The following is a 19,512-nucleotide window of genomic DNA, read 5'->3' on the forward strand; positions in this document are numbered from 1 at the left end:
GTTCCGCATAGGGACGGACGTCGAAGCGCCGCCCTCGTACTCGGGAGCCACCTGGGTCGGGCAGCGCACCGACCAGAAGACTTTCGCCAGGCCGTGCGCATGAGGCGTACGGAACCGGCGAGACAGGACACAGAGAGCTCCCGTGCGGCGCCCGCGCCCCGGACGGCGGCAGTCGCGCATCGCGCGAGCCGCGGACGTCACCGGCACACCGCCGGACCAGGCGCGGCGCCCGGGAGCCTGACGGGAGAAACGCCCGCATGCTTGAGCCGACCGAACCCACAGAGTCCGCCACGGACTCCGAACTGAACACTCCGAGCGACACCCTGCCGCCGCGCCGCCGGCGCCGTGCCGCCTCCCGGCCGGCGGGACCGCCCGCCGCCGCCGGGACGCAGCCCGCGGAGGTGGTCGAGCCGGCCATACCGGCCGCCGAGGCCGACCAGGTCGACGAGGAGAAGGACGACGTCGAGGCCGTCGAGGCCGACGTCGCCACCGAGGCCGAGGAGACCCCCGAGCCCGCGCCGCCGGCCCGTACGCGCCGGCGTGCGGTGCGCCGTGCGTCCGCGCCCACCGGTTCGCCGGCGGCCGAGGCCGCCGCCGAGACCGTGGTGCCCGCCACGGTCGCCGAGCCGGTCGCCGCCGAGCCCGCCCCGGCCGCCGCCGAGGTGTCCGAGGAGCCGGCCCCGCCGCGCACGCGGCGCCGTGCGACCCGCCGGGTGACCGCGCCCGCCGCCGCCCCCGCTCCCGCGCAGGAGACCGAGGACATCAAGCCCACCGAGAGCGACGCCGAGACCTCCGAGGCCGCCGCGGTCGAGGAGGCCCCCGAGGCCGCCCCGCGCCGTACGCGCCGTCGCGCCACCCGCAGTTCCGCCGCGCCGGAAGCCGTTCAGGCCGCCCCGGCCGACGAGGCGCCGGTGACCGAGCAGGAGCCCGCCCGGGCCGAGATGCCCGCCGAGTCGGGTGAGAGCACCGAGGCCGCCGCGTCCGAGGACGAGGCCGCCCCGCGCCGCACGCGCCGCCGCGCCACCCGCCGTACGGCCGCCCCGGCCGCCGCCGAGGAGGTCTCCGAGGAGACCGCGGTGGGGACGCCGGTGACCGCCGAGACTCCGCTGACCCCGGGTATCGAGACCGAGAGCCCCGCCGCGACCGCGGTCGCCGCCGCCGAGGACGACGCCGCTCCGCGCCGCCGTCGCCGCGCCGTCCGGCGTGCCGCCACCGGCTTCGCCGAGCCCGCGCGGTCCGCCGGTGAGGCGTCCGAGGAGGCGCCGCGTCCGTCGCGGCCCGCCGTGGCCGTCTTCCAGGCGCCCGTGTTCACCGAGCCGCAGTTCCAGACGCCGCAGCGCGCCGCCGCCGAGGCCGCCGCCGAGGTGGAGACGGAGGACGACGAGGAGCTCCGCGAGGAGCAGCCCGCCGCTCCGCGCCGCCGTCGCCGCCGCCGCGGCGAGGAGGCCGAGCCGCAGCCCGTCGAGCCCGCCGCCGAGGACGAGGCCGACGACACCGAGGACGGCGCCGAGGACTCCGCCGACGGCGACGAGTCCGAGGAGACCGGTTCGCGCCGGCGCCGCCGCCGCGGTGGCCGTCGCCGCCGTCGTGGTGACTCCGGGGAGCCGGACGCCGACGGCAGCGACTCCGACACCGAGGAGACCGCCGCCGCGCAGGCCGAGCAGGACGCCGAGGACACCGCCGAGCAGGAGGAGGAGGACGCCGAGGAGGCGTACGACGACTCCGCGGGCTCCGGCTCCACCAGCAGCCGCCGGCGCCGCCGCAGGCGCCGTCGCGCCGGCGACACCTCCGTGGACACCGAGCCGGGCGACGGCGACCCCGAGCGCACCGTCGTCAAGGTCCGCGAGCCCCGGCCGAAGTCCGAGCCGTCCGACGAGGTGCAGTCCATCAAGGGCTCCACGCGTCTGGAGGCGAAGAAGCAGCGCCGCCGCGAGGGCCGCGAGCAGGGCCGCCGCCGCGTGCCGATCATCACCGAGGCCGAGTTCCTGGCCCGCCGCGAGGCCGTCGAGCGCGTGATGGTCGTCCGTCAGCACGGCGACCGCACCCAGATCGGCGTCCTCGAGGACAACGTGCTCGTCGAGCACTACGTCAACAAGGAGCAGTCGACGTCGTACGTCGGCAACGTCTACCTGGGCAAGGTCCAGAACGTGCTGCCGTCGATGGAGGCCGCCTTCATCGACATCGGCAAGGGCCGCAACGCCGTGCTCTACGCCGGTGAGGTCAACTTCGAGGCGCTCGGCATGGCCAACGGGCCGCGCCGCATCGAGTCCGCCCTGAAGTCCGGCCAGTCGGTCCTCGTCCAGGTGACGAAGGACCCGATCGGGCACAAGGGCGCCCGTCTGACCAGCCAGGTCTCCCTGCCGGGCCGCTACCTCGTGTACGTGCCCGAGGGCTCGATGACCGGTATCAGCCGCAAGCTGCCCGACACCGAGCGGGCCCGGCTGAAGACCATCCTCAAGAAGATCGTCCCCGAGGACGCGGGCGTCATCGTGCGCACCGCCGCCGAGGGCGCGAGCGAGGACGAGCTGCGCCGTGACGTCGAACGGCTCCAGCAGCAGTGGGAGGAGATCCAGAAGAAGGCCAAGAGCGGCAACGCCCCGACGCTGCTCTACGGCGAGCCGGACATGACCGTCCGGGTCGTCCGGGACATCTTCAACGAGGACTTCTCCAAGGTCGTCGTCAGCGGTGACGAGGCGTGGGAGACCATCCACGGCTATGTCTCGCACGTGGCGCCCGACCTGTCCGAGCGGCTCCAGAAGTGGACCAGCGAGGTCGACGTCTTCGCCACGTACCGGATCGACGAGCAGCTCGCCAAGGCGCTGGACCGCAAGGTCTGGCTGCCCAGCGGCGGCTCGCTGGTGATCGACCGGACCGAGGCGATGGTCGTGGTCGACGTCAACACCGGCAAGTTCACCGGCCAGGGCGGCAACCTCGAGGAGACCGTCACCCGGAACAACCTGGAGGCGGCCGAGGAGATCGTGCGCCAGCTGCGGCTGCGCGACCTCGGCGGCATCATCGTCATCGACTTCATCGACATGGTGCTGGAGTCCAACCGGGACCTGGTGCTGCGGCGCCTGCTGGAGTGCCTGGGCCGGGACCGTACGAAGCACCAGGTGGCGGAGGTGACCTCGCTCGGCCTGGTCCAGATGACCCGCAAGCGGGTCGGCCAGGGCCTGCTGGAGTCCTTCTCCGAGACCTGCGTCCACTGCAACGGCCGCGGTGTCATCGTGCACATGGATCAGCCCACGTCCGTCGGTGGCGGCGCGAGCAAGCGCAAGAAGCGCGCGCGGGCCGGCGCCGGTCCCGAGCACGTGCACGAGGCGTCCGTCGTCACCGAGCCGGCCGAGACGGCCGAGGAGGAGGCGGAGACGGAGGCCGAGGTCGCCGCCGAGGTCGCCGAGCCGGCCGCGCTCGCGGAGCCCGCGTTCGCGCCCGACGAGGAGCTGTACAGCAGCGTCGCCGAGGCGGAGGCCGCCGCGCGCGGCGGGCGCTCCCGGCGCCGCGGGGGCCGGCGGGCGTCGGCCCCGGCCGGTGCGCCGAGGAGGGCCGAGGCGGTTCCCACCGCCCAGGACGTGACCGTCGCCGAGGAGATCGCCCGTCCGGTCCAGCCGGAGCCGGCCGCCGAGGCGACCGCCGAGCCGGCGGCCATGGAGGACGCGGTCGTGCCGGCCGCGCCCGCCGCGGAGGAGCCCGCCACCGAGGCGCCCGCCGCCGACGACGCCGCGCCCAAGGGACGGACGCGTCGCCGCGCCACCCGCAAGGTGTCGGCGCCCGCCGGGTCCCCCGCGGGGGCCGAGGCCGCCGTCGTGACGGTCGCCGAGACGGCGCCCGAGCCGGTCGCGGAGCCGGTCGCCGAGGCGGCCCCGGCCGAGCAGGCCGAGGCGCCCGCCGAGCCGGTCGCGGAGAGCGCCGCCCCGGCCCGCCCGCGCCGCCGTGCCGTGCGCAAGGCCACCGCGCCGACCGCGTCGGAGGAGGCGGCCGTCGTGGTCGTCCCCGCCGCCGACGAGGCACCGGCGGCCGACGAGGACGCCGAGGGCGCCGAGGAGGCCGCTCCGGCCAAGAAGACGGCCCGTAAGACGGCCAAGAAGGCCACCGCGAAGAAGGCCGCGGCCAAGAAGACGGCGGCGAAGAAGACGGTCGCCAAGAAGGCCACGGCCAAGAAGGTGGCCAAGACCGCCAAGACGGCCGCGGCCAAGTCGACGGCGAAGAAGACCACGGTCTCCGCCACCACCGACGAGTGACGCGTCCCGTGTGACACGAGTGCGGCCGGTCCCTGTGACCGGCCGCACCCGTTCGGGGCCGGGCCCGGTTTGACCCCCTCGGCAGCGGCCCCGTAACCTTGACCCTCGGTGTGTCCGTGGATATAGGACGCGCCACATCCCCGTAAACCTCGTCCTCCGACGCACCGGGTGCTTCGGAGAGGCCGTCCGCGTGCCGGGCGGCTGGACTGCGGGGGTGCCGTTCCCGAGCGAGAGAGTGAGATCCGCGTGTACGCCATCGTGCGCAGCGGTGGTCGCCAGCACAAGGTTGCTGTCGGCGACATCGTTGAGGTTGACAAGATTTCCACCGCCAAGGTTGGCGACACGGTCGAGCTCTCGACCCTGCTCGTTGTCGACGGCGACGCTGTGACCAGCGACCCGTGGGTGCTGGCCGGCATCAAGGTCCAGGCCGAGGTCGTGGACCACCACAAGGGGCAGAAGATCGACATTCTGCGCTACAAGAACAAGACCGGCTACCGCCGTCGTCAGGGCCACCGCCAGCAGTACACGGCGATCAAGGTCACTGAGATCCCCGCGGCTGCGAAGTAAGGGACTGAGGAGACATGGCACACAAGAAGGGCGCATCGTCCACCCGGAACGGTCGCGACTCGAACGCCCAGCGGCTCGGCGTGAAGCGCTTCGGCGGTCAGGTCGTCAACGCGGGTGAGATCCTGGTCCGCCAGCGCGGCACCCACTTCCACCCCGGTGCGGGCGTCGGCCGTGGCGGCGACGACACGTTGTTCGCGCTGCAGGCCGGTGCGGTGGAGTTCGGCTCCAGCCGTGGCCGCAAGGTCGTGAACATCGTCCCGGTCGCCTGAGTCCTCTGACTCACGGCCCTGCGCGCAGGGCTTCGACCGAACGTTTCGCGAGGCGGACCTCACTTCCCGGTCGGGAAGGCGGGTCCGCCTTTCGCGTGTTATCGAAGAGACATCCCGTACTTTCTGGAGGCACTGACCATGACCACCTTCGTGGACCGCGTCGAACTGCATGTCGCCGCGGGTAACGGAGGCCACGGCTGTGCCTCCGTCCACCGTGAGAAGTTCAAGCCGCTCGGCGGACCCGACGGCGGCAACGGCGGGCGCGGCGGCGACGTGATCCTCACCGTCGACCAGTCGGTCACCACGCTGCTCGACTACCACCACTCACCGCACCGCAAGGCCACCAACGGCAAGCCCGGTGAGGGCGGCAACCGCTCCGGCAAGGACGGCCAGGACCTGATCCTGCCGGTGCCGGACGGCACGGTGGTGCTGGACAAGGCAGGAAACGTCCTCGCCGACCTGGTCGGGCACGGCACGTCCTTCGTCGCCGCGCAGGGCGGCCGGGGCGGCCTCGGCAACGCCGCGCTGGCCTCGGCCCGGCGCAAGGCGCCCGGCTTCGCGCTGCTCGGCGAGCCCGGCGACCTGCAGGACATCGTGCTGGAGCTGAAGACCGTCGCCGACGTGGCGCTGGTCGGCTACCCGAGCGCGGGCAAGTCCTCGCTGATCTCGGTGCTGAGCGCCGCCAAGCCGAAGATCGCCGACTACCCGTTCACCACGCTGGTGCCCAACCTCGGTGTGGTGACGGCCGGTTCGACCGTCTACACCATCGCCGACGTCCCCGGTCTGATCCCGGGCGCCAGCCAGGGCAAGGGCCTGGGCCTGGAGTTCCTGCGCCACGTCGAGCGGTGCAGCGTGCTCGTGCACGTCCTGGACACCGCGACGCTGGAGTCGGATCGCGACCCCGTCTCCGACCTGGACATCATCGAGGCGGAGCTGCGCGAGTACGGCGGCCTCGACAACCGTCCGCGGATCGTCGTCCTGAACAAGATCGACGTACCGGACGGCAAGGACCTCGCCGAGATGGTGCGGCCGGACCTGGAGGCCCGTGGCTACACGGTCTTCGAGGTGTCCGCCGTCGCCCACACCGGGCTGAAGGAGCTGTCGTTCGCGCTGGCCGAGCTGGTGGGCCAGGCACGGGCCGCGAAGCCGAAGGAAGAGGCGACGCGGATCGTGATCCGGCCGAAGGCCGTCGACGACGCCGGGTTCACCGTGACCCGCGAGGAGGCCGGCGGCGAGCCGCTGTTCCGGGTGCGCGGCGAGAAGCCCGAGCGCTGGGTGCGGCAGACCGACTTCAACAACGACGAGGCCGTGGGCTACCTCGCGGACCGGCTGAACCGCCTCGGTGTGGAAGAGGAACTGGTGAAGGCCGGCGCCCGTTCCGGTGACGGCGTCGCCATCGGCCCCGAGGACAACGCGGTCGTCTTCGACTGGGAGCCGACGCTGACGGCGGGCGCGGAGATGCTGGGCCGCCGTGGCGAGGACCACCGCTTCGAGGAGCCCCGGCCCGCCGCGCAGCGCCGGCGCGACCGGCAGGCCGAGCGGGACGAGGCGTCGCGGGAGTTCGACGACTTCAAGCCGTTCTGACGGACACGGATCCCACGCGGTGTGAGCGACGCCGGGGCCACCACGGGTGGTCCCGGCGTCGTCGTGTCCGCACGCTCCGGGCCGGCGTGGTGGCCTGATCGGTGAACCGTGGGGAGACTCGTGGGGTTCCTGAGACAACCCCCGGGCGGCCCGATGCGTCGTACCGGGCGGCGTGCACGAGGATCGTGAACCTCGCCGCGCCTCAACCGCCGTACGGATCCACGGAGTTGCCGTGCCCCCACGTTCCCACCGCCGTATCCCGCTCTCGCGCCGCAGACGCGCGGGGCTCGCCACCGCTGCCGAACTCGTCGCCGGGGCGCCCGGCGGGAACGAGAACGCCGGGTCGGTGGGGGTGATCCCCTCCCCGGCGTCCGGGATCGCCCCGACGGGCTCGTCCACCTTCGGCGCCGCGACCCTCGGCACGGTCGCCGCGAAGGCAGGGCCGGCGGCCGACTCCGACGACTGACCCGGGCGGTCCGGCCGCCGAACGAACACCGGACCCGTCGCGGCGCGGGCGCCGGCGCACCCCCACAGACGCGCCGGAGCGCACCGCCGTGCCGTGACGGATCCTCTGATGTCTCCCCATTTGTCATGCACGCGAAGCTCGCTGTTCAGCGCCGGGTCCGCCCGGGAGCGCGAGCATCCGAAGTGTCCACGGAGCAAGCGAGGCAGGGGAGTTCACCGATGACCGGTGTGTCCGCATCCACGTCGCCCGACCGGCGCCGAGTGCTCACCGCGGGTGCCGCGGTGCTCGGCGCGGCGGCCTCCGCGCAGCTGTGGCTGCCCGCGGCCGCCCGTGCCACCGAGAAGCCGCTGCCGGACGGGGTGTTCAGCCTCGGCGTCGCCTCGGGCGACCCGCTGCCCGACGGCGTCGTGCTGTGGACGCGGCTGGCGCCCGACCCGCTGAACGGCGGCGGGATGCCCGCCCGGACCGTCTCCGTCGACTGGGAGATCGCCGACGACGAGCGGTTCCGCAAGCCGGTGCGCCGGGGCACCGCCCAGGCCCGGCCCGAGTCGGGCCACAGCGTCCACGTCGACGTCCGCGGGCTGCGCCCCGGCCGGACGTACTGGTACCGCTTCCGCGCGGGCGGGCAGCTCTCGCCCACCGGCCGCACGCGCACCGCCCCGCACCCCGCGAGCTCCGGCGGCCGGCTGCGCATGGCCCTGGCCTCCTGCCAGAACTGGCAGCACGGCTACTTCACGCCGTACGCCGACATGGTGGCCCAGGACCCCGACGTCGTCCTGTTCGTCGGCGACTACATCTACGAGTCGACGCCGTCGTCCACCGGAGTGCGGCGGCACGAGGGGAGCGGTGAGCCGTACACCCTCGACCAGTACCGCAACCGGTACGCCCAGTACCGCACCGACCCCGACCTCGCGGCGATGCACGCGGCCGCGCCCTGGATCGTCACGTTCGACGACCACGAGATCGACAACGACTTCGCCGGCGAGGTCCCGCAGGACCCGGACAAGCAGCCGCACGACGCCTTCGTGGCCCGGCTGACGGCGGGCTACCAGGCGTACTACGAGCACATGCCGGTCCGCGCGAGCGCCGTCCCCGACGGCCCGCACATCCGCATGCACCGCCGCCTGGAGTTCGGTCGCCTCGCGCGGCTCAGCGTGCTGGACACCCGCCAGTACCGCAGCGACCAGGCGACCACGCAGGAAGGCGCCCAGGACGTGGCGCGCACCATGCTCGGCGCCGGGCAGAAGCGGTGGCTGCTGGACGGGCTGCGCCACTCGCCGGCCCGCTGGAACCTGATCGGTTCGCAGATCATGATGGCGGAGACCGACCTCCAGGTCGGCGAGGGCAAACTCTGGTACTACGACGCCTGGGACGGCTACCAGGCCGAACGCGACGCGCTGCTGGAGGAGCTCAGGCACGTCCGCAACCCCGTCGTGCTGTCCGGCGACCGGCACCTCACGATGGTCAGCGATCTGAAGGAGGACTTCGCCGACCCGCGATCCGACGTGATCGGCGCCGAGTTCGTCGGCACGTCCGTCTCCAGCAACGGCGACCAGGACCAGGACGCCTTCCACCGGGAGTGGGACCCGAGGGTGCCGGACAACCCGCACTGGAAGCTGATCGACGCCCACCGCGGCTACCACCTCTTCGACATCCGCCACGACGGCATCGACGCCCGGGTGCGGATCGTGGACACGGTCCGCCGGCCCACGGCCACCGCGAGCACGCTGGCCCGGCTGCGGGTCGAGGCGGGCCGGCCCGGCGTCGAGGTGGTGTGACCCAGGTAACACCCGGTCGCGGCCCCGGAGTCCGTGCGGCTCCGGGGTCACCGCATCGGAACCCGATCGCTGCCGAATCTTGATTCGGAATTCCCGATTGCGGACCAGCGGTGAATTGTGCGGACGGGGCGGAGCATTCCGTACGGATGTGGAGATAGGCACCCCTGTGTGGCGGCCGCGCGGTACAGCGCGGCCGCCGCGTCGCGTACGGTTCGGGGGACATCGTCCAGGGATCCCGTGGGAACGCCCGGACACCATGGCCCGAAGCGCCCGCGCCAGGGGCCGCGGTGAGCCTGTGCCGTTACTCACAGCAATTCCAGGGACCTTCGGAGGGCCTCTCGGCAAGGACCATGGGTACAAGGTGAATGACAGGTTGCGCGCACATATGCGGCCGAGGACGCTCACCTTGCACTGCGGTAACCCCAAGTGGGACCATTTCGAAGTTCCCAGTCGCCACAAGGTAGGTCACCTGTGTCCCAGCACATAGCCAAGCCCCGTACCACCGCAGTGATCCTGGCCGGTGGAACCGGTCAGCGCGTGGGTCTGTCGATCCCCAAGCAGTTGCTGAAGATCGCCGGCAAGGCCGTCATCGAGCACACCCTGACCACCTTCGAGAAGGCCGACTCGATCGACGACGTCATCGTGCTGATGGCACCCGGATACGTCCCGGACATCGAGAAGATCGTCGCCAAGGCCGGGTTCACGAAGGTCAAGAAGATCATCGAGGGCGGCGCCACCCGCAACGAGACGACCGAGCGCGCCATCGAGGCCCTCGGCGAGGGCCTGGCCGAGGGCGAGGACCTCAACGTCCTCTTCCACGACGCCGTGCGCCCCCTGCTCTCGCAGCGCGTCATCGACGACTGCGTCACCGCGCTGGGGCGCTTCCAGGCCGTCGACGTCGCCATCCCGTCCGCGGACACCATCATCGTCACGCGCACCCACGGTGAGGACGGCGAGTTCATCACCGAGATCCCGGACCGCTCCCGCCTGCGCCGCGGCCAGACCCCGCAGGCCTTTAAGCTGTCCACGATCAAGCGCGCCTACGAGGTGGCCGCCGGCGACCCCAACTTCCAGGCCACGGACGACTGTTCCGTCGTGCTCAAGTACCTGCCGGACGTGCCGATCCACGTCGTCGCGGGTGACGAGTACAACATGAAGGTCACTCAGCCCGTCGACGTCTTCATCGCCGACAAGCTGTTCCAGCTCGCCTCCACCGCCACCCCCGAGCAGGTGAGCGAGGAGGCGTACCGCGAACTGCTCACCGGCAGGACGATCGTCGTCTTCGGCGGTTCCTACGGCATCGGCAAGGACATCGCCGAGCTAGCCGAGTCCTACGGCGCCAACGTCTACGCGCTGGGCCGCTCCACCACCGGCACCCACGTGGAGAACCCGGAGGAGGTCGACGACGCGCTGTCCAAGGCGTACGGCGAGACCGGCCGGATCGACTACGTCGTCAACACCGCCGGTGTGCTGCGCATAGGCAAGCTCGCCGAGACCGACAACGCCACCATCGAGGAGGCGCTGAAGGTCAACTACCTGGCCCCCGTGCAGATCGCGCGCTCCTCGTACAAGTACCTGTCCGAGACCAAGGGCCAGCTGCTCCTCTACACCTCCAGCAGCTACACCCGCGGCCGCGCCGAGTACAGCCTCTACTCCTCGACCAAGGCCGCCATGGTGAACCTCACCCAGGCGCTGTCCGACGAGTGGGCCGGCGACGGCATCCGCGTGAACTGCATCAACCCCGAGCGGACCGCCACCCCGATGCGCACCAAGGCCTTCGGCCAGGAGCCCGCGGGCTCGCTGCTCTCCTCCGAGGCCGTCGCCCGCACCTCGCTCGACGTCCTGCTCTCCGAGCTGACCGGACACGTCATCGACGTCCGCCAGCAGGACCCGACCGCGGCGGCGGGCAAGGCGTCCGGCTTCGAGCAGGCACTGGCCAGTGTTCTGGACCGCCAGGACGGCGTGGCATAATCAGCCATCAATAGCCTTATGGAATTCAGGCCTCTGCGATTCTTTGTTCACAAAGAATTCACAGGGGCCTGAGTCCTTCCCTCTTCAGACCGGCCCCTCTCCCTGAGCAGGTTCTCCGTGATATCCACCGCTATTCGCGTCGCCCGGGTGGGCAGTGCGGCCGAGCTGGCCGCGGCGGTCCTCATGATGCTGGGATTCCCGGCACTCATGCTGGCCGCGCTCGTCCCGAGCATTCCCGCCTTCGCGGCGGCGGCCGCCGTGACGTACCTGGCGGACCACTATCTGCACCGCAAGGGCAGCTACCTGGTCAACCGCCTCAGCAAGGTCCGGGCCGGTCTGTCGATCCGCTTCCTGATCAGGGAGCTCCTGCTGCTCCTGCTGCTCGCCCGGCTGAGCCTGGCGGACAACCTGGTCTACTACGGCGCGATCGCCTGCTTCATCGCCTTCTACGGCCTCCAGGCCCCGCACGGCGCGCTGGTCACCCTGATCCGCAACCGGCGCCGGATGCCGGTCGCCACCCGCAACGTCGACCTCGCCTCGCGCATCCGCATCCCGGACGCCCCGCCGCGCCGGCTGCTGCACCGCTCCGCCGAGAAGATGCTGCACCTCGACCTCGCGGCCGTCGTCGGCATCCTCGTCTCCGCCTGGCTGGAGAAGTCCGCCGTCGGCTTCGTCGGCATCGGCATCACGGTGGGCCTCGGTCTGCTCTACGTCCTCGCGCTCATGCCGTACGTGCGCGGCCGGAAGGTCCCGCCGAGGGCCGAGCTGGTCCTTGCCGCCGTGGACGACTGGCTGCGCGCGTACCGGCCCGAGACGGTGCTGTACTTCTCCGGCTCCAAGGACTCCGCGTACCAGGTCAACATGTGGCTGGAGACCATGGAGCAGCTGGACACCAAGCCGCTGATCATCCTGCGCGAGCGCGTCATCCTGGCGAACCTGGCGCCCACCACGGTCCCCGTCGTCTGCGTGCCCGGCGGTGTGCACCTGATGAACCTGGACCTGAGCACCGTGCGGGTCGCCCTGTACGCGGCGAACGTCGGCAAGAACATCCACCTGCTGCGCGTGCCCACCATGAAGCACGTCTTCATCGGCCACGGCGACAGCGACAAGCTGGCCAGCGTCAACCCGTTCAGCAAGGTGTACGACGAGGTGTGGACCGCCGGCCGCGCGGGCCGCGACCGCTACGCCATAGCCGACGTGGGCGTCCGCGACGACGACATAGTGGAGGTCGGCCGCCCGCAGCTCGCCCCCATCCGGACCTGGCAGGGCGTCCCCGAGGGCCGTGTCCCGACCGTGCTGTACGCGCCCACCTGGGAGGGCTGGGACGGCAATCCCGGCAACACCTCGATCGTGCTCGCCGGTGAGAACATCGTGGGCAAGCTCGTCGCCGCCGACCCGCCGGTCCGCGTCCTGTACAAGCCGCACCCCTTCACCGGCACCGTCAGCAAGGAGGCCGGCGCCGCGCACCAGCGGATCACCGCCCTCGTCGAGCGGGCCGCCGCCGAGCGTGCCGCCGACCCTCGCTTCACCGCCGACACGGCCGCGCAGGCCGCCGCCAAGGCCGAGCTGACCCGGATCGAGGCCCGGCTGGCCGAGCTGTCCGGCAAGGCCGGCACCAGCGGCGACGAGGCCGAGGCCACCCGCGACGGGCTGCTCGACCCGGCCCGGCACGAGGAGGTCGCCCGGCTGCGCGCCGAGTGGAACGCCGCGTACTGGCGTTCCTTCCCGGCCCACGAGCACCGCGTCATCTCGGGCGCCGAGCCGCGCCTGTACGACTGCTTCAACGTCTCCGACGCGATGGTCTCCGACATCTCCAGCGTCGTCTCCGACTTCATCGCCAGCGGCAAGCCGTACGCCGTCACGGACTCCGCCGAGCTGGGCGTGGAGGAGTTCAAGCGGCAGAACACGGCCGTGCGCGCCGCGACGATCCTGTCGAACCGCGCGGAGCCGCTGGGCGAGCTGCTGGACGCGGTCCGCGACCCGTCCGCCGACCCGCTGGCCGCCGACCGCACCGAGCTGAAGCGCTACCTGCTCGGCCCGGACGAGCCGACGTCCATCGAGCAGTTCAACGCGGCGGTGGCGGACCTGGCCATCAAGGCCGAGACCCGCAACGTCGGGCAGGAGTCACGCGTGCCGGCCGTGCCCGCTCAGCGGGTCGCGGCGACCGGGGACGATGTGACGGCCTAGCCCGGAAAATTCGTCTCGCGGCCCCTGAGGAAAACATTCCTCGGGGGCCGCGCCTTTTCTTTCGAACCTCTTACTTTTTCCGCCCGGTCATTTCCCGTCCCGCCTTCGCATTGTGATCTGACTCACCAAAACGCGCCTCTGAGGCAACCACCCCTCATGGTCGGCCGTCTAGTGGGTAGTGAATGAGGCGATACAGGGGGAATATCCCATTGACGAGGGGGAAAAGTGACGCAGCCTGATGTGTCAGTGATCATCGGGGCGTACGAAGCGATGCCGTACCTGGTCGAGTGCCTCGCGTCGGTCGAGGCCCAGACCATCGACCCGGGGCGCATCGAGGTCATCACCGTCGACGACGGTTCGACGGACGGCACGGGGGAGTGCCTGGAGGAGTTCGCGGCCCGGTCGGCCATGCCGGTGACCGTGATCAGGCAGGAGAACTCGGGAGGCCCGAGCGGCCCGCGCAACGTCGGTCTGGGGAAGGCCACGGGACGCTATGTGTTCTTCCTGGACGCCGACGACCGGCTCGGTCCCGAGGCGCTGGAACGCATGGTCGCGATGGCCGACCGCAACGGCACCGATGTGGTGCTCGGCCGGGTCGAGGGCGTCAACCGCGGTGCGCCCAAGTCGATGTGGGGCCGGACGCTGGACCGCACCGACGTCTTCTCCTCCAACATCCGGTTCACGCTGAGCGCCCAGAAGCTGTTCCGCCGCGAACTGCTGACCCGGCACGGCATGCGCTTCGACGAGTCGCTGTGGACCGGCGAGGACGCGCTGTTCACCATGGAGGCGTACCTGCGGGCGGACGGGGTCTCCGTGATCGCCGACTACACCTGCTACTACCTGGTGGGCCGCGACGACGGCAAGCACGTGACGAAGAGCGGCGGTTACGAACTGCGCTTCGACTCCGCGCGTGCCCTGATGCACCTGATAGCCGAGCACCTGCCGGCGGGCGAGCGCCGCGACCTGCTCATGACGCGCCCCTTGGTCGTCACCCTGCTCCCGCAGTTCGGGCCCCGGTTCGCCAAGGACAGCGCGAAGGTACGACGGCACAAGCTCGAACTGGCCAAGCCCCTCATGGACGCCTACTGGACTCCCGGCATCGCCGGCCGGCTCAAGGTCGAGGAGCGGCTGCGGCTGCACCTCGTGGCCGAGCAGCGGCCCGAACTCCTGCTGTCCGTGGCGAAGTTCCTCAAGGACAAGAAGCAGCCGGCGGCCCTCCTGGAGCGCGGCGGCCGCCGTCTCTACCTCGCCTACCCGCACTTCCGGGACGCCGCGGCCGGCATCCCCGACTCCGTGTACCTCGCGGAACCGCGCGAGGCCCGCGCCTACCCCGGATACCGGGAGGGCGGCGCGGGCTCGCTGCTGAGGAGGGCTGCGCGCAAGGCGCGGCGGATGCTGAGATCCGCCGCCGCTACGGGTGGGCGCGCTGCGGCGGTGTAGCGGACCGCCGCTGGTCGGGGATCTCGGTGGGGACCTCCGCCGCCATCCGCTCCGCCATCCGCGCACGGTGCGCCAGGGCCGCCGAGCACAGCGCCCGCACCGCCCGGTTGAAGCGCTCCTGCGACGCCGGCTCGTCCGGGCCCAGCAGGTGCCGCTTCAACTCGGCCCGTTCCTGGGCCAGTTCGTCCTTCCCGGGCTGCCGCACCATGTCGAGCAGACCGGACACCCCGGCCGCGTCCGCGGTCAGCACGGTCGCCGCCCGCACGGTCGGGAAGGTCTTGCGGAACACGTCCTCCGCCAGACCGCTGGTGTTCGCCACCGCGTACGGCTTCCCGCTCGCCAGGAAGTCGCTGATCACGCTCGACACATCGCTGATCAGCAGGTCCGCCTGGTTGAAGCAGGAGTACAGGGTGGGCCGGGCGTCGACGACGATCTGGTGCTCGCCCTCGGGCAGCGACGCCCAGTACGCCTCCTCCCAGGCGGTCGTGGTCCGCGCCACCGCCTCGGCCCGCCCCGGCTCCGGTGCCGACTGGACCAGCATCCGCTCGACCTGGTCGGCGCCGGGCCGCCCGGCGAGCGTGGTCAGCCGGTCCAGCTCCCGGGTCAGCATGGCGAGTTCACCGGTGTCGCGGGGGCGGGGGACGGCCCGCTCCCGATTCGCCGCCCGGATCAGCTCACGGATGCGCTCGTCGGCCGCCCCGGCCCGCGGATCCACCGAACCGGTCAGCGGATGCGGCTTGTACAGCACCCGCACCCCGGGGTCGGCGAGCAGCGCCCGCACCACGTTCTCGCCGGCCTCGATCACCGAGGTGTTGCCCGGGTTGCCGTCCCAGCCCTCCCAGGTCGGCGCGTACAGGACCGTCGTCCAGGGCCCGGTGGGCGGCCCCTGGTACGGCAGTACGCCGTCCAGCTGCGGGCGGCCGATCTCCACGACGTCCTTGTCCTCGACGCCGACCTCGGCGTACGCGTACCGCTCACGGGCCGCGGGCCCGGCCACCCAGACCTCGTCGTACGCCTTCGCGTACGGGTTGCAGGACGACAGCTTGTCGCTCTCCCCGTGGTTGACGAAGGTGTGCTTCAGCGTGGGGATGCGCAGGACCTGCGAGGTCTTCCCCGAGTTCGAGGGGTGGATGAGGATCTGGAGGGACGACTCCTCCAGGCGCAGCAGCGTGGACACCTTCGGCAGGCACAGGATCGGCACGTCGGTCGGCGCGATCTTCTGCACCATGAACCGCTCGCGCAGCACGATCAGCGGCCGGCCGTCCAGCTTCGCGAGCGGCTCCAGCCACATGTTCGCCTGGTACGCCGACGACGCGCCGCCGGAGAAGTACAGCCCGGCCGTCGGCCGGTAGTCCGCCAGCCAGGCGTCCAGCCACTCCAGCGCCTGCCGCTCACCGACCGGGCGGCGGCTCGGCAGCAGCCGCAGCAGCAGGTCGGACAGGCCCAGGACGGCCAGCCCCAGGGACAGGGCGACACCGAGGGCCGCGCACCGGGGGTCGCCGATGGCCGCCGTGACGAGCAGGCCCAGCGTGGCCGGCAGCCCGAACAGCAGCAGACGGGGGCCGGGGCGGCGCAGCAGCAGCGGCGGCGCGGGGGACAGGCGCAGCGCCGAGGCGTCGATGTTGCGGGTGACGACCGGGAGCGTGCGGGTGCGGCGGACCAGCACCGACGCGGCCTGGATCGCGCAGTGCAGGGCGTAGAAGGCGAGCAGGCCCCCGACGAGCGGGGTGTACAGCGGCTCCTGCTGCTCGCCGAGCCGCAGCAGGGCCACGACGAGCAGCAGGTCCCGCAGCACGTGCCGCACGGTGATGTCCGCGTGCGACTTGGCGAACGCCGTCAGCACGACGCGCTGCCAGCGCAGCAGCACGCCCTCGACGGCCAGGGACACCGCCGTCGCGGCGAGCAGCAGCGGGACGTGCGGGCGCAGCGCCGCGCCGGCCTGGACGCAGAAGGCGGCGGCCAGCAGGGCCGTGACGAGTGCTCCCGCCGGGATGCGGGACAGGGGTGCGGGCAACGCGGTCACTCCAAGGTCGGCGCGGGACGTCGTGCGTCCGGTTCAACGCGCGGTGGCCCGGAGACGACACGCCCGTGCCGCCGCGCACCTGGAGTGACCGTGCTGCCCTAGGACGTCAGCAGCACCAGGTCGTCGCGGTGGACGACCTCCCGCTCGTACTCCGCGCCCAGCTCCCGGGCCAGTTCGCGGGTCGAGCGGCCGAGGAGCTGGGGGATCTCCTTGGCGTCGAAGTTGACGAGGCCGCGGGCGACCGCGCGCCCGGTGCGGTCGCGCAGCTCGACCGGGTCGCCCGCGCTGAACTCGCCCTCCACGGCGGCGATCCCGGCCGGCAGCAGCGACGTGCGGCGTTCGACGACCGCGCGGACCGCGCCGTCGTCCAGGGTCAGCGAGCCCTGCGGGGTGGAGGCGTGCTGGAGCCAGAGCAGGCGGTCGGCGGAGCGCTTGCCGGTGGCGTGGAAGTACGTGCCGGTGTCGCCGCCGGAGAGCGCCTCGGCGGCGTGGACCGCGCTGGTGAGGACCACGGGGATGCCGGCGGCGGCGGCGATGCGGGCCGCCTCGACCTTGGTGACCATGCCGCCGGTGCCGACGCCGGCCTTGCCGGCGCTGCCGATCTCGACGTCGGCGAGGTCCTGCGGACCGTGCACCTCCGCTATCCGCGAGGTCCCCGGCCTGCTGGGGTCGCCGTCGTACACGCCGTCCACGTCGGACAGGAGCACCAGCAGGTCGGCGTGGACGAGATGGGCCACGAGGGCGGCGAGCCGGTCGTTGTCGCCGAAGCGGATCTCGTCCGTGGCGACGGTGTCGTTCTCGTTGACGACCGGGAAGGCCCCCATCGCCAGCAGCTTGTCGAGGGTGCGCGAGGCGTTGCGGTGGTGGGCGCGGCGGCTCATGTCGTCGCTGGTGAGCAGCACCTGCCCGACGCGGACGCCGTAGCGCGCGAACGAGGCGGTGTAGCGGGCGACGAGCAGGCCCTGGCCGACGCTCGCGGCGGCCTGCTGGCGGGCGAGGTCCCGGGGGCGGCGACGCAGTCCCAGCGGGGCGAGACCGGCGGCGATGGCGCCGGAGGAGACGAGGACGATCTCCCGCTCCCCGCCGCTGCGGCTCTTGGCGAGGACGTCGACCAGCGCGTCCACCCGGTCGGCGTCCAGGCCGCCGGACGCGGTGGTCAGCGACGACGAGCCCACCTTGACGACGATCCTGCGGGCCTCGTGCACGGCCTGCCTTGCCCCTGCCACCGCTGCTCTTTTCCCTCGTGCGCCGGTTTCCCCTTCCGGCAATCTACGCGAAGGGGATCGTGGGGCGCTCGGGCATTCCAGCTCCCGGACAGGGCGGGTGGTAACCGCTTGCTCACGACCCGCGTACGGCCAAAAGGTTGCGTCCGTTGCCTATGGAAATCAAAGATGCGGTAAATCTAAGGTGACGTCGTGTCACACGCTCCCCAGGATCACCGCAGCACACGGCGCCTTCTCCTCCGTTCGGGCAAGAGTCCCTACGACGTCGTCCCCGTCGAGGAGGCCCTCGAACAGGACGTCATCGCCACCAACTCCGGCAACCTGATCTTCAGTGACGCCACCCACAAGATCCTCGAGACCCCGGGCACGGAAGTCGTCTCCAACGGCATCCGCACCGACGTCTCGGCGGCGGGCCGGATCAACGAGGAGTTCGACGCCTTCGTCATCCCGCTGGCGAACGCGTTCCGGCCGTCGTTCGAGGCGCAGCTGAAGCGGCTCACCCGGCTGATCGAGAAGCTGCGCATCCCCGTGGTCGTGGTCGGCGTCGGCGCGCAGGCCGGGCTCGGCTACAACGCGGGACGGCTGAAGGGCATCGAGCCCGCCGTGCGCGCGTTCGTCTCCGCGGTGCTGGACCGCAGCGCCTCGATCGGCGTGCGCGGCGAGTTCACCGAGAAGTACCTCAACGACCTCGGCTTCCGGGACGTCGAGGTCATCGGCTGCCCGTCGCTGTTCCTGTACGGCAAGGAACTCACCATCACCAAGATGGAGCCGGCCCTCGGCCCCGGCTCCCGGATCGCCGTCAACGGCTCGCACAGCGCCGTGAAGTCGCAGGGTCTGGACCGGGTCCTCAAACGGGCCCACGCGCGCTATCCGCACCTGCGCTTCATCGGGCAGAACCTCAGCGACGCCCGGCAGCTGTACTGGCGTGACCTGTCCGACCCGAACGGCCTGGTCACCGCGATGCCGACGCACCCCGAGCACCCGATGTACCGGGAGGACAAGGTCCGCGTCTACATCGACCCGGTCACCTGGATCGACGACCTGCGCGGCTTCGACTTCTCCTTCGGCTCCCGCATCCACGGCAACATCGCCGCGCTGCTCGCCGGCACCCCGGCGACCGTGCTGTGCGGGGACTCGCGGACGCTGGAGCTGTGCCGCTACTTCGGCATCCCGCACCGCCGGATCGACAAGCTGCCCGAGGACCTGGACCCGGCGTCGCTGTACGAGGAGGCCGACTTCGGCTCCCTGATGAGCGGCCACCAGGAGCGCTTCGAGCGGTTCACGGCGTTCCTGGACCGCAACGGCCTGGAGAACACCTTCACGCACGGCGACGGCGGCGCCGCCTTCGACGAGCGGATGCGGTCGCTGACCTTCCCGGCGGGCATCCGCCCCTGGAACGAGGCCGACCTCGCCTCGCTGGCCGGCCGGTTCGCCTTCCTGCAGCGCCGGGTCGGTGAACTCGCCAAGGACAACGAGCGGTTGCGGCGCGACCTGGCCCGGGCCACGACCGGCGGCGGGGCGCTCCCGACGTCGGTCTACCGGCGGGCGCGGCGGGTGGTGGGCGCCCCGATCCGTCGGGCGCTGCAGTCCGGCCGCCAGGTGTATTGATCACGAGCGTTGTCAACGCTCGTGATCAATACACCCAGGCCGTGTCCGTGAAGTCCGGCCGGCCGTCCGGCGTCCGGCACGCCCCGCCGCCGTGCCGGACGGCCGAAAACAGGGGGAACACCCCGTTGTGAACGTCGTCATGAGGTGGACGTTCC

Annotated in this window: 12 protein-coding genes; 10 read left to right on the top strand and 2 right to left on the bottom strand. The window is 71.9% G+C overall.

The genetic code is table 11. The features are described from left to right. Window positions 1–257 precede the first annotated feature (257 nt). From ABZ899_RS01810 to ABZ899_RS01850, 9 genes are all read left to right on the top strand, one after another. Window positions 258–4,241 (top strand): Rne/Rng family ribonuclease, encoded by a 3,984-nt coding sequence (locus ABZ899_RS01810; RefSeq protein ID WP_361339271.1) that lies wholly within the window; start codon window positions 258–260, stop codon window positions 4,239–4,241. A 246-nt stretch (window positions 4,242–4,487) separates the two neighbouring features. After that, on the top strand, window positions 4,488–4,808 hold the full coding sequence (gene rplU / locus ABZ899_RS01815; protein WP_004931419.1) for a 50S ribosomal protein L21: 321 nt from the start codon (window positions 4,488–4,490) through the stop codon (window positions 4,806–4,808). Window positions 4,809–4,822: 14 nt separating this feature from the next. After that, entirely contained in the window at window positions 4,823–5,077 is a 255-nt protein-coding gene (rpmA, locus tag ABZ899_RS01820) for a 50S ribosomal protein L27 (RefSeq protein WP_055620927.1), read from the top strand. Window positions 5,078–5,215: 138 nt separating this feature from the next. Next, the gene (gene obgE / locus ABZ899_RS01825; RefSeq protein WP_361339274.1) at window positions 5,216–6,661 is read left to right on the top strand and encodes a GTPase ObgE; all 1,446 of its coding nucleotides are present in this window, start codon (window positions 5,216–5,218) and stop codon (window positions 6,659–6,661) included. A gap of 232 nt (window positions 6,662–6,893) precedes the next feature. Further along, window positions 6,894–7,127 carry a hypothetical protein gene (locus ABZ899_RS01830; protein ID WP_361339277.1) on the top strand — a complete coding sequence of 78 codons (234 nt, stop codon included), beginning with the start codon at window positions 6,894–6,896 and terminating at the stop codon, window positions 7,125–7,127. Window positions 7,128–7,345: 218 nt separating this feature from the next. Beyond that, on the top strand, window positions 7,346–8,905 hold the full coding sequence (locus ABZ899_RS01835; protein ID WP_361339279.1) for an alkaline phosphatase D family protein: 1,560 nt from the start codon (window positions 7,346–7,348) through the stop codon (window positions 8,903–8,905). A 471-nt stretch (window positions 8,906–9,376) separates the two neighbouring features. After that, complete coding sequence (locus ABZ899_RS01840; RefSeq protein WP_361339282.1) at window positions 9,377–10,876, top strand: bifunctional cytidylyltransferase/SDR family oxidoreductase; 1,500 nt, start codon at window positions 9,377–9,379, stop codon at window positions 10,874–10,876. Between the two features lie 147 nt (window positions 10,877–11,023). Continuing rightward, the gene (locus ABZ899_RS01845; protein ID WP_361339533.1) at window positions 11,024–13,063 is read left to right on the top strand and encodes a hypothetical protein; all 2,040 of its coding nucleotides are present in this window, start codon (window positions 11,024–11,026) and stop codon (window positions 13,061–13,063) included. 270 nt (window positions 13,064–13,333) lie between these two features. Further along, window positions 13,334–14,503 carry a glycosyltransferase family A protein gene (locus tag ABZ899_RS01850; RefSeq protein WP_361339535.1) on the top strand — a complete coding sequence of 390 codons (1,170 nt, stop codon included), beginning with the start codon at window positions 13,334–13,336 and terminating at the stop codon, window positions 14,501–14,503. On the opposite strand, the gene ABZ899_RS01855 is transcribed toward ABZ899_RS01850, so the two are convergent. Next, on the bottom strand, window positions 14,475–16,517 hold the full coding sequence (locus ABZ899_RS01855; RefSeq protein ID WP_361339285.1) for a hypothetical protein: 2,043 nt from the start codon (window positions 16,515–16,517) through the stop codon (window positions 14,475–14,477). The genes ABZ899_RS01850 and ABZ899_RS01855 overlap by 29 nt on opposite strands. A 107-nt stretch (window positions 16,518–16,624) precedes the next feature. Continuing rightward, window positions 16,625–17,731 (bottom strand): glutamate 5-kinase, encoded by a 1,107-nt coding sequence (proB, locus tag ABZ899_RS01860; protein WP_361339537.1) that lies wholly within the window; start codon window positions 17,729–17,731, stop codon window positions 16,625–16,627. Between the two features lie 210 nt (window positions 17,732–17,941). Between proB and ABZ899_RS01865 the strand changes: the two genes are divergently transcribed. Continuing rightward, window positions 17,942–19,357, top strand: coding sequence for a polysaccharide pyruvyl transferase family protein (locus ABZ899_RS01865; protein ID WP_361339288.1), 1,416 nt, complete (start codon window positions 17,942–17,944; stop codon window positions 19,355–19,357). Window positions 19,358–19,512 lie beyond the last annotated feature (155 nt).

The organism is Streptomyces sp. NPDC046859, from assembly GCF_040645135.1.
In the GTDB taxonomy this organism is placed as follows: Bacteria; Actinomycetota; Actinomycetes; order Streptomycetales; family Streptomycetaceae; genus Streptomyces.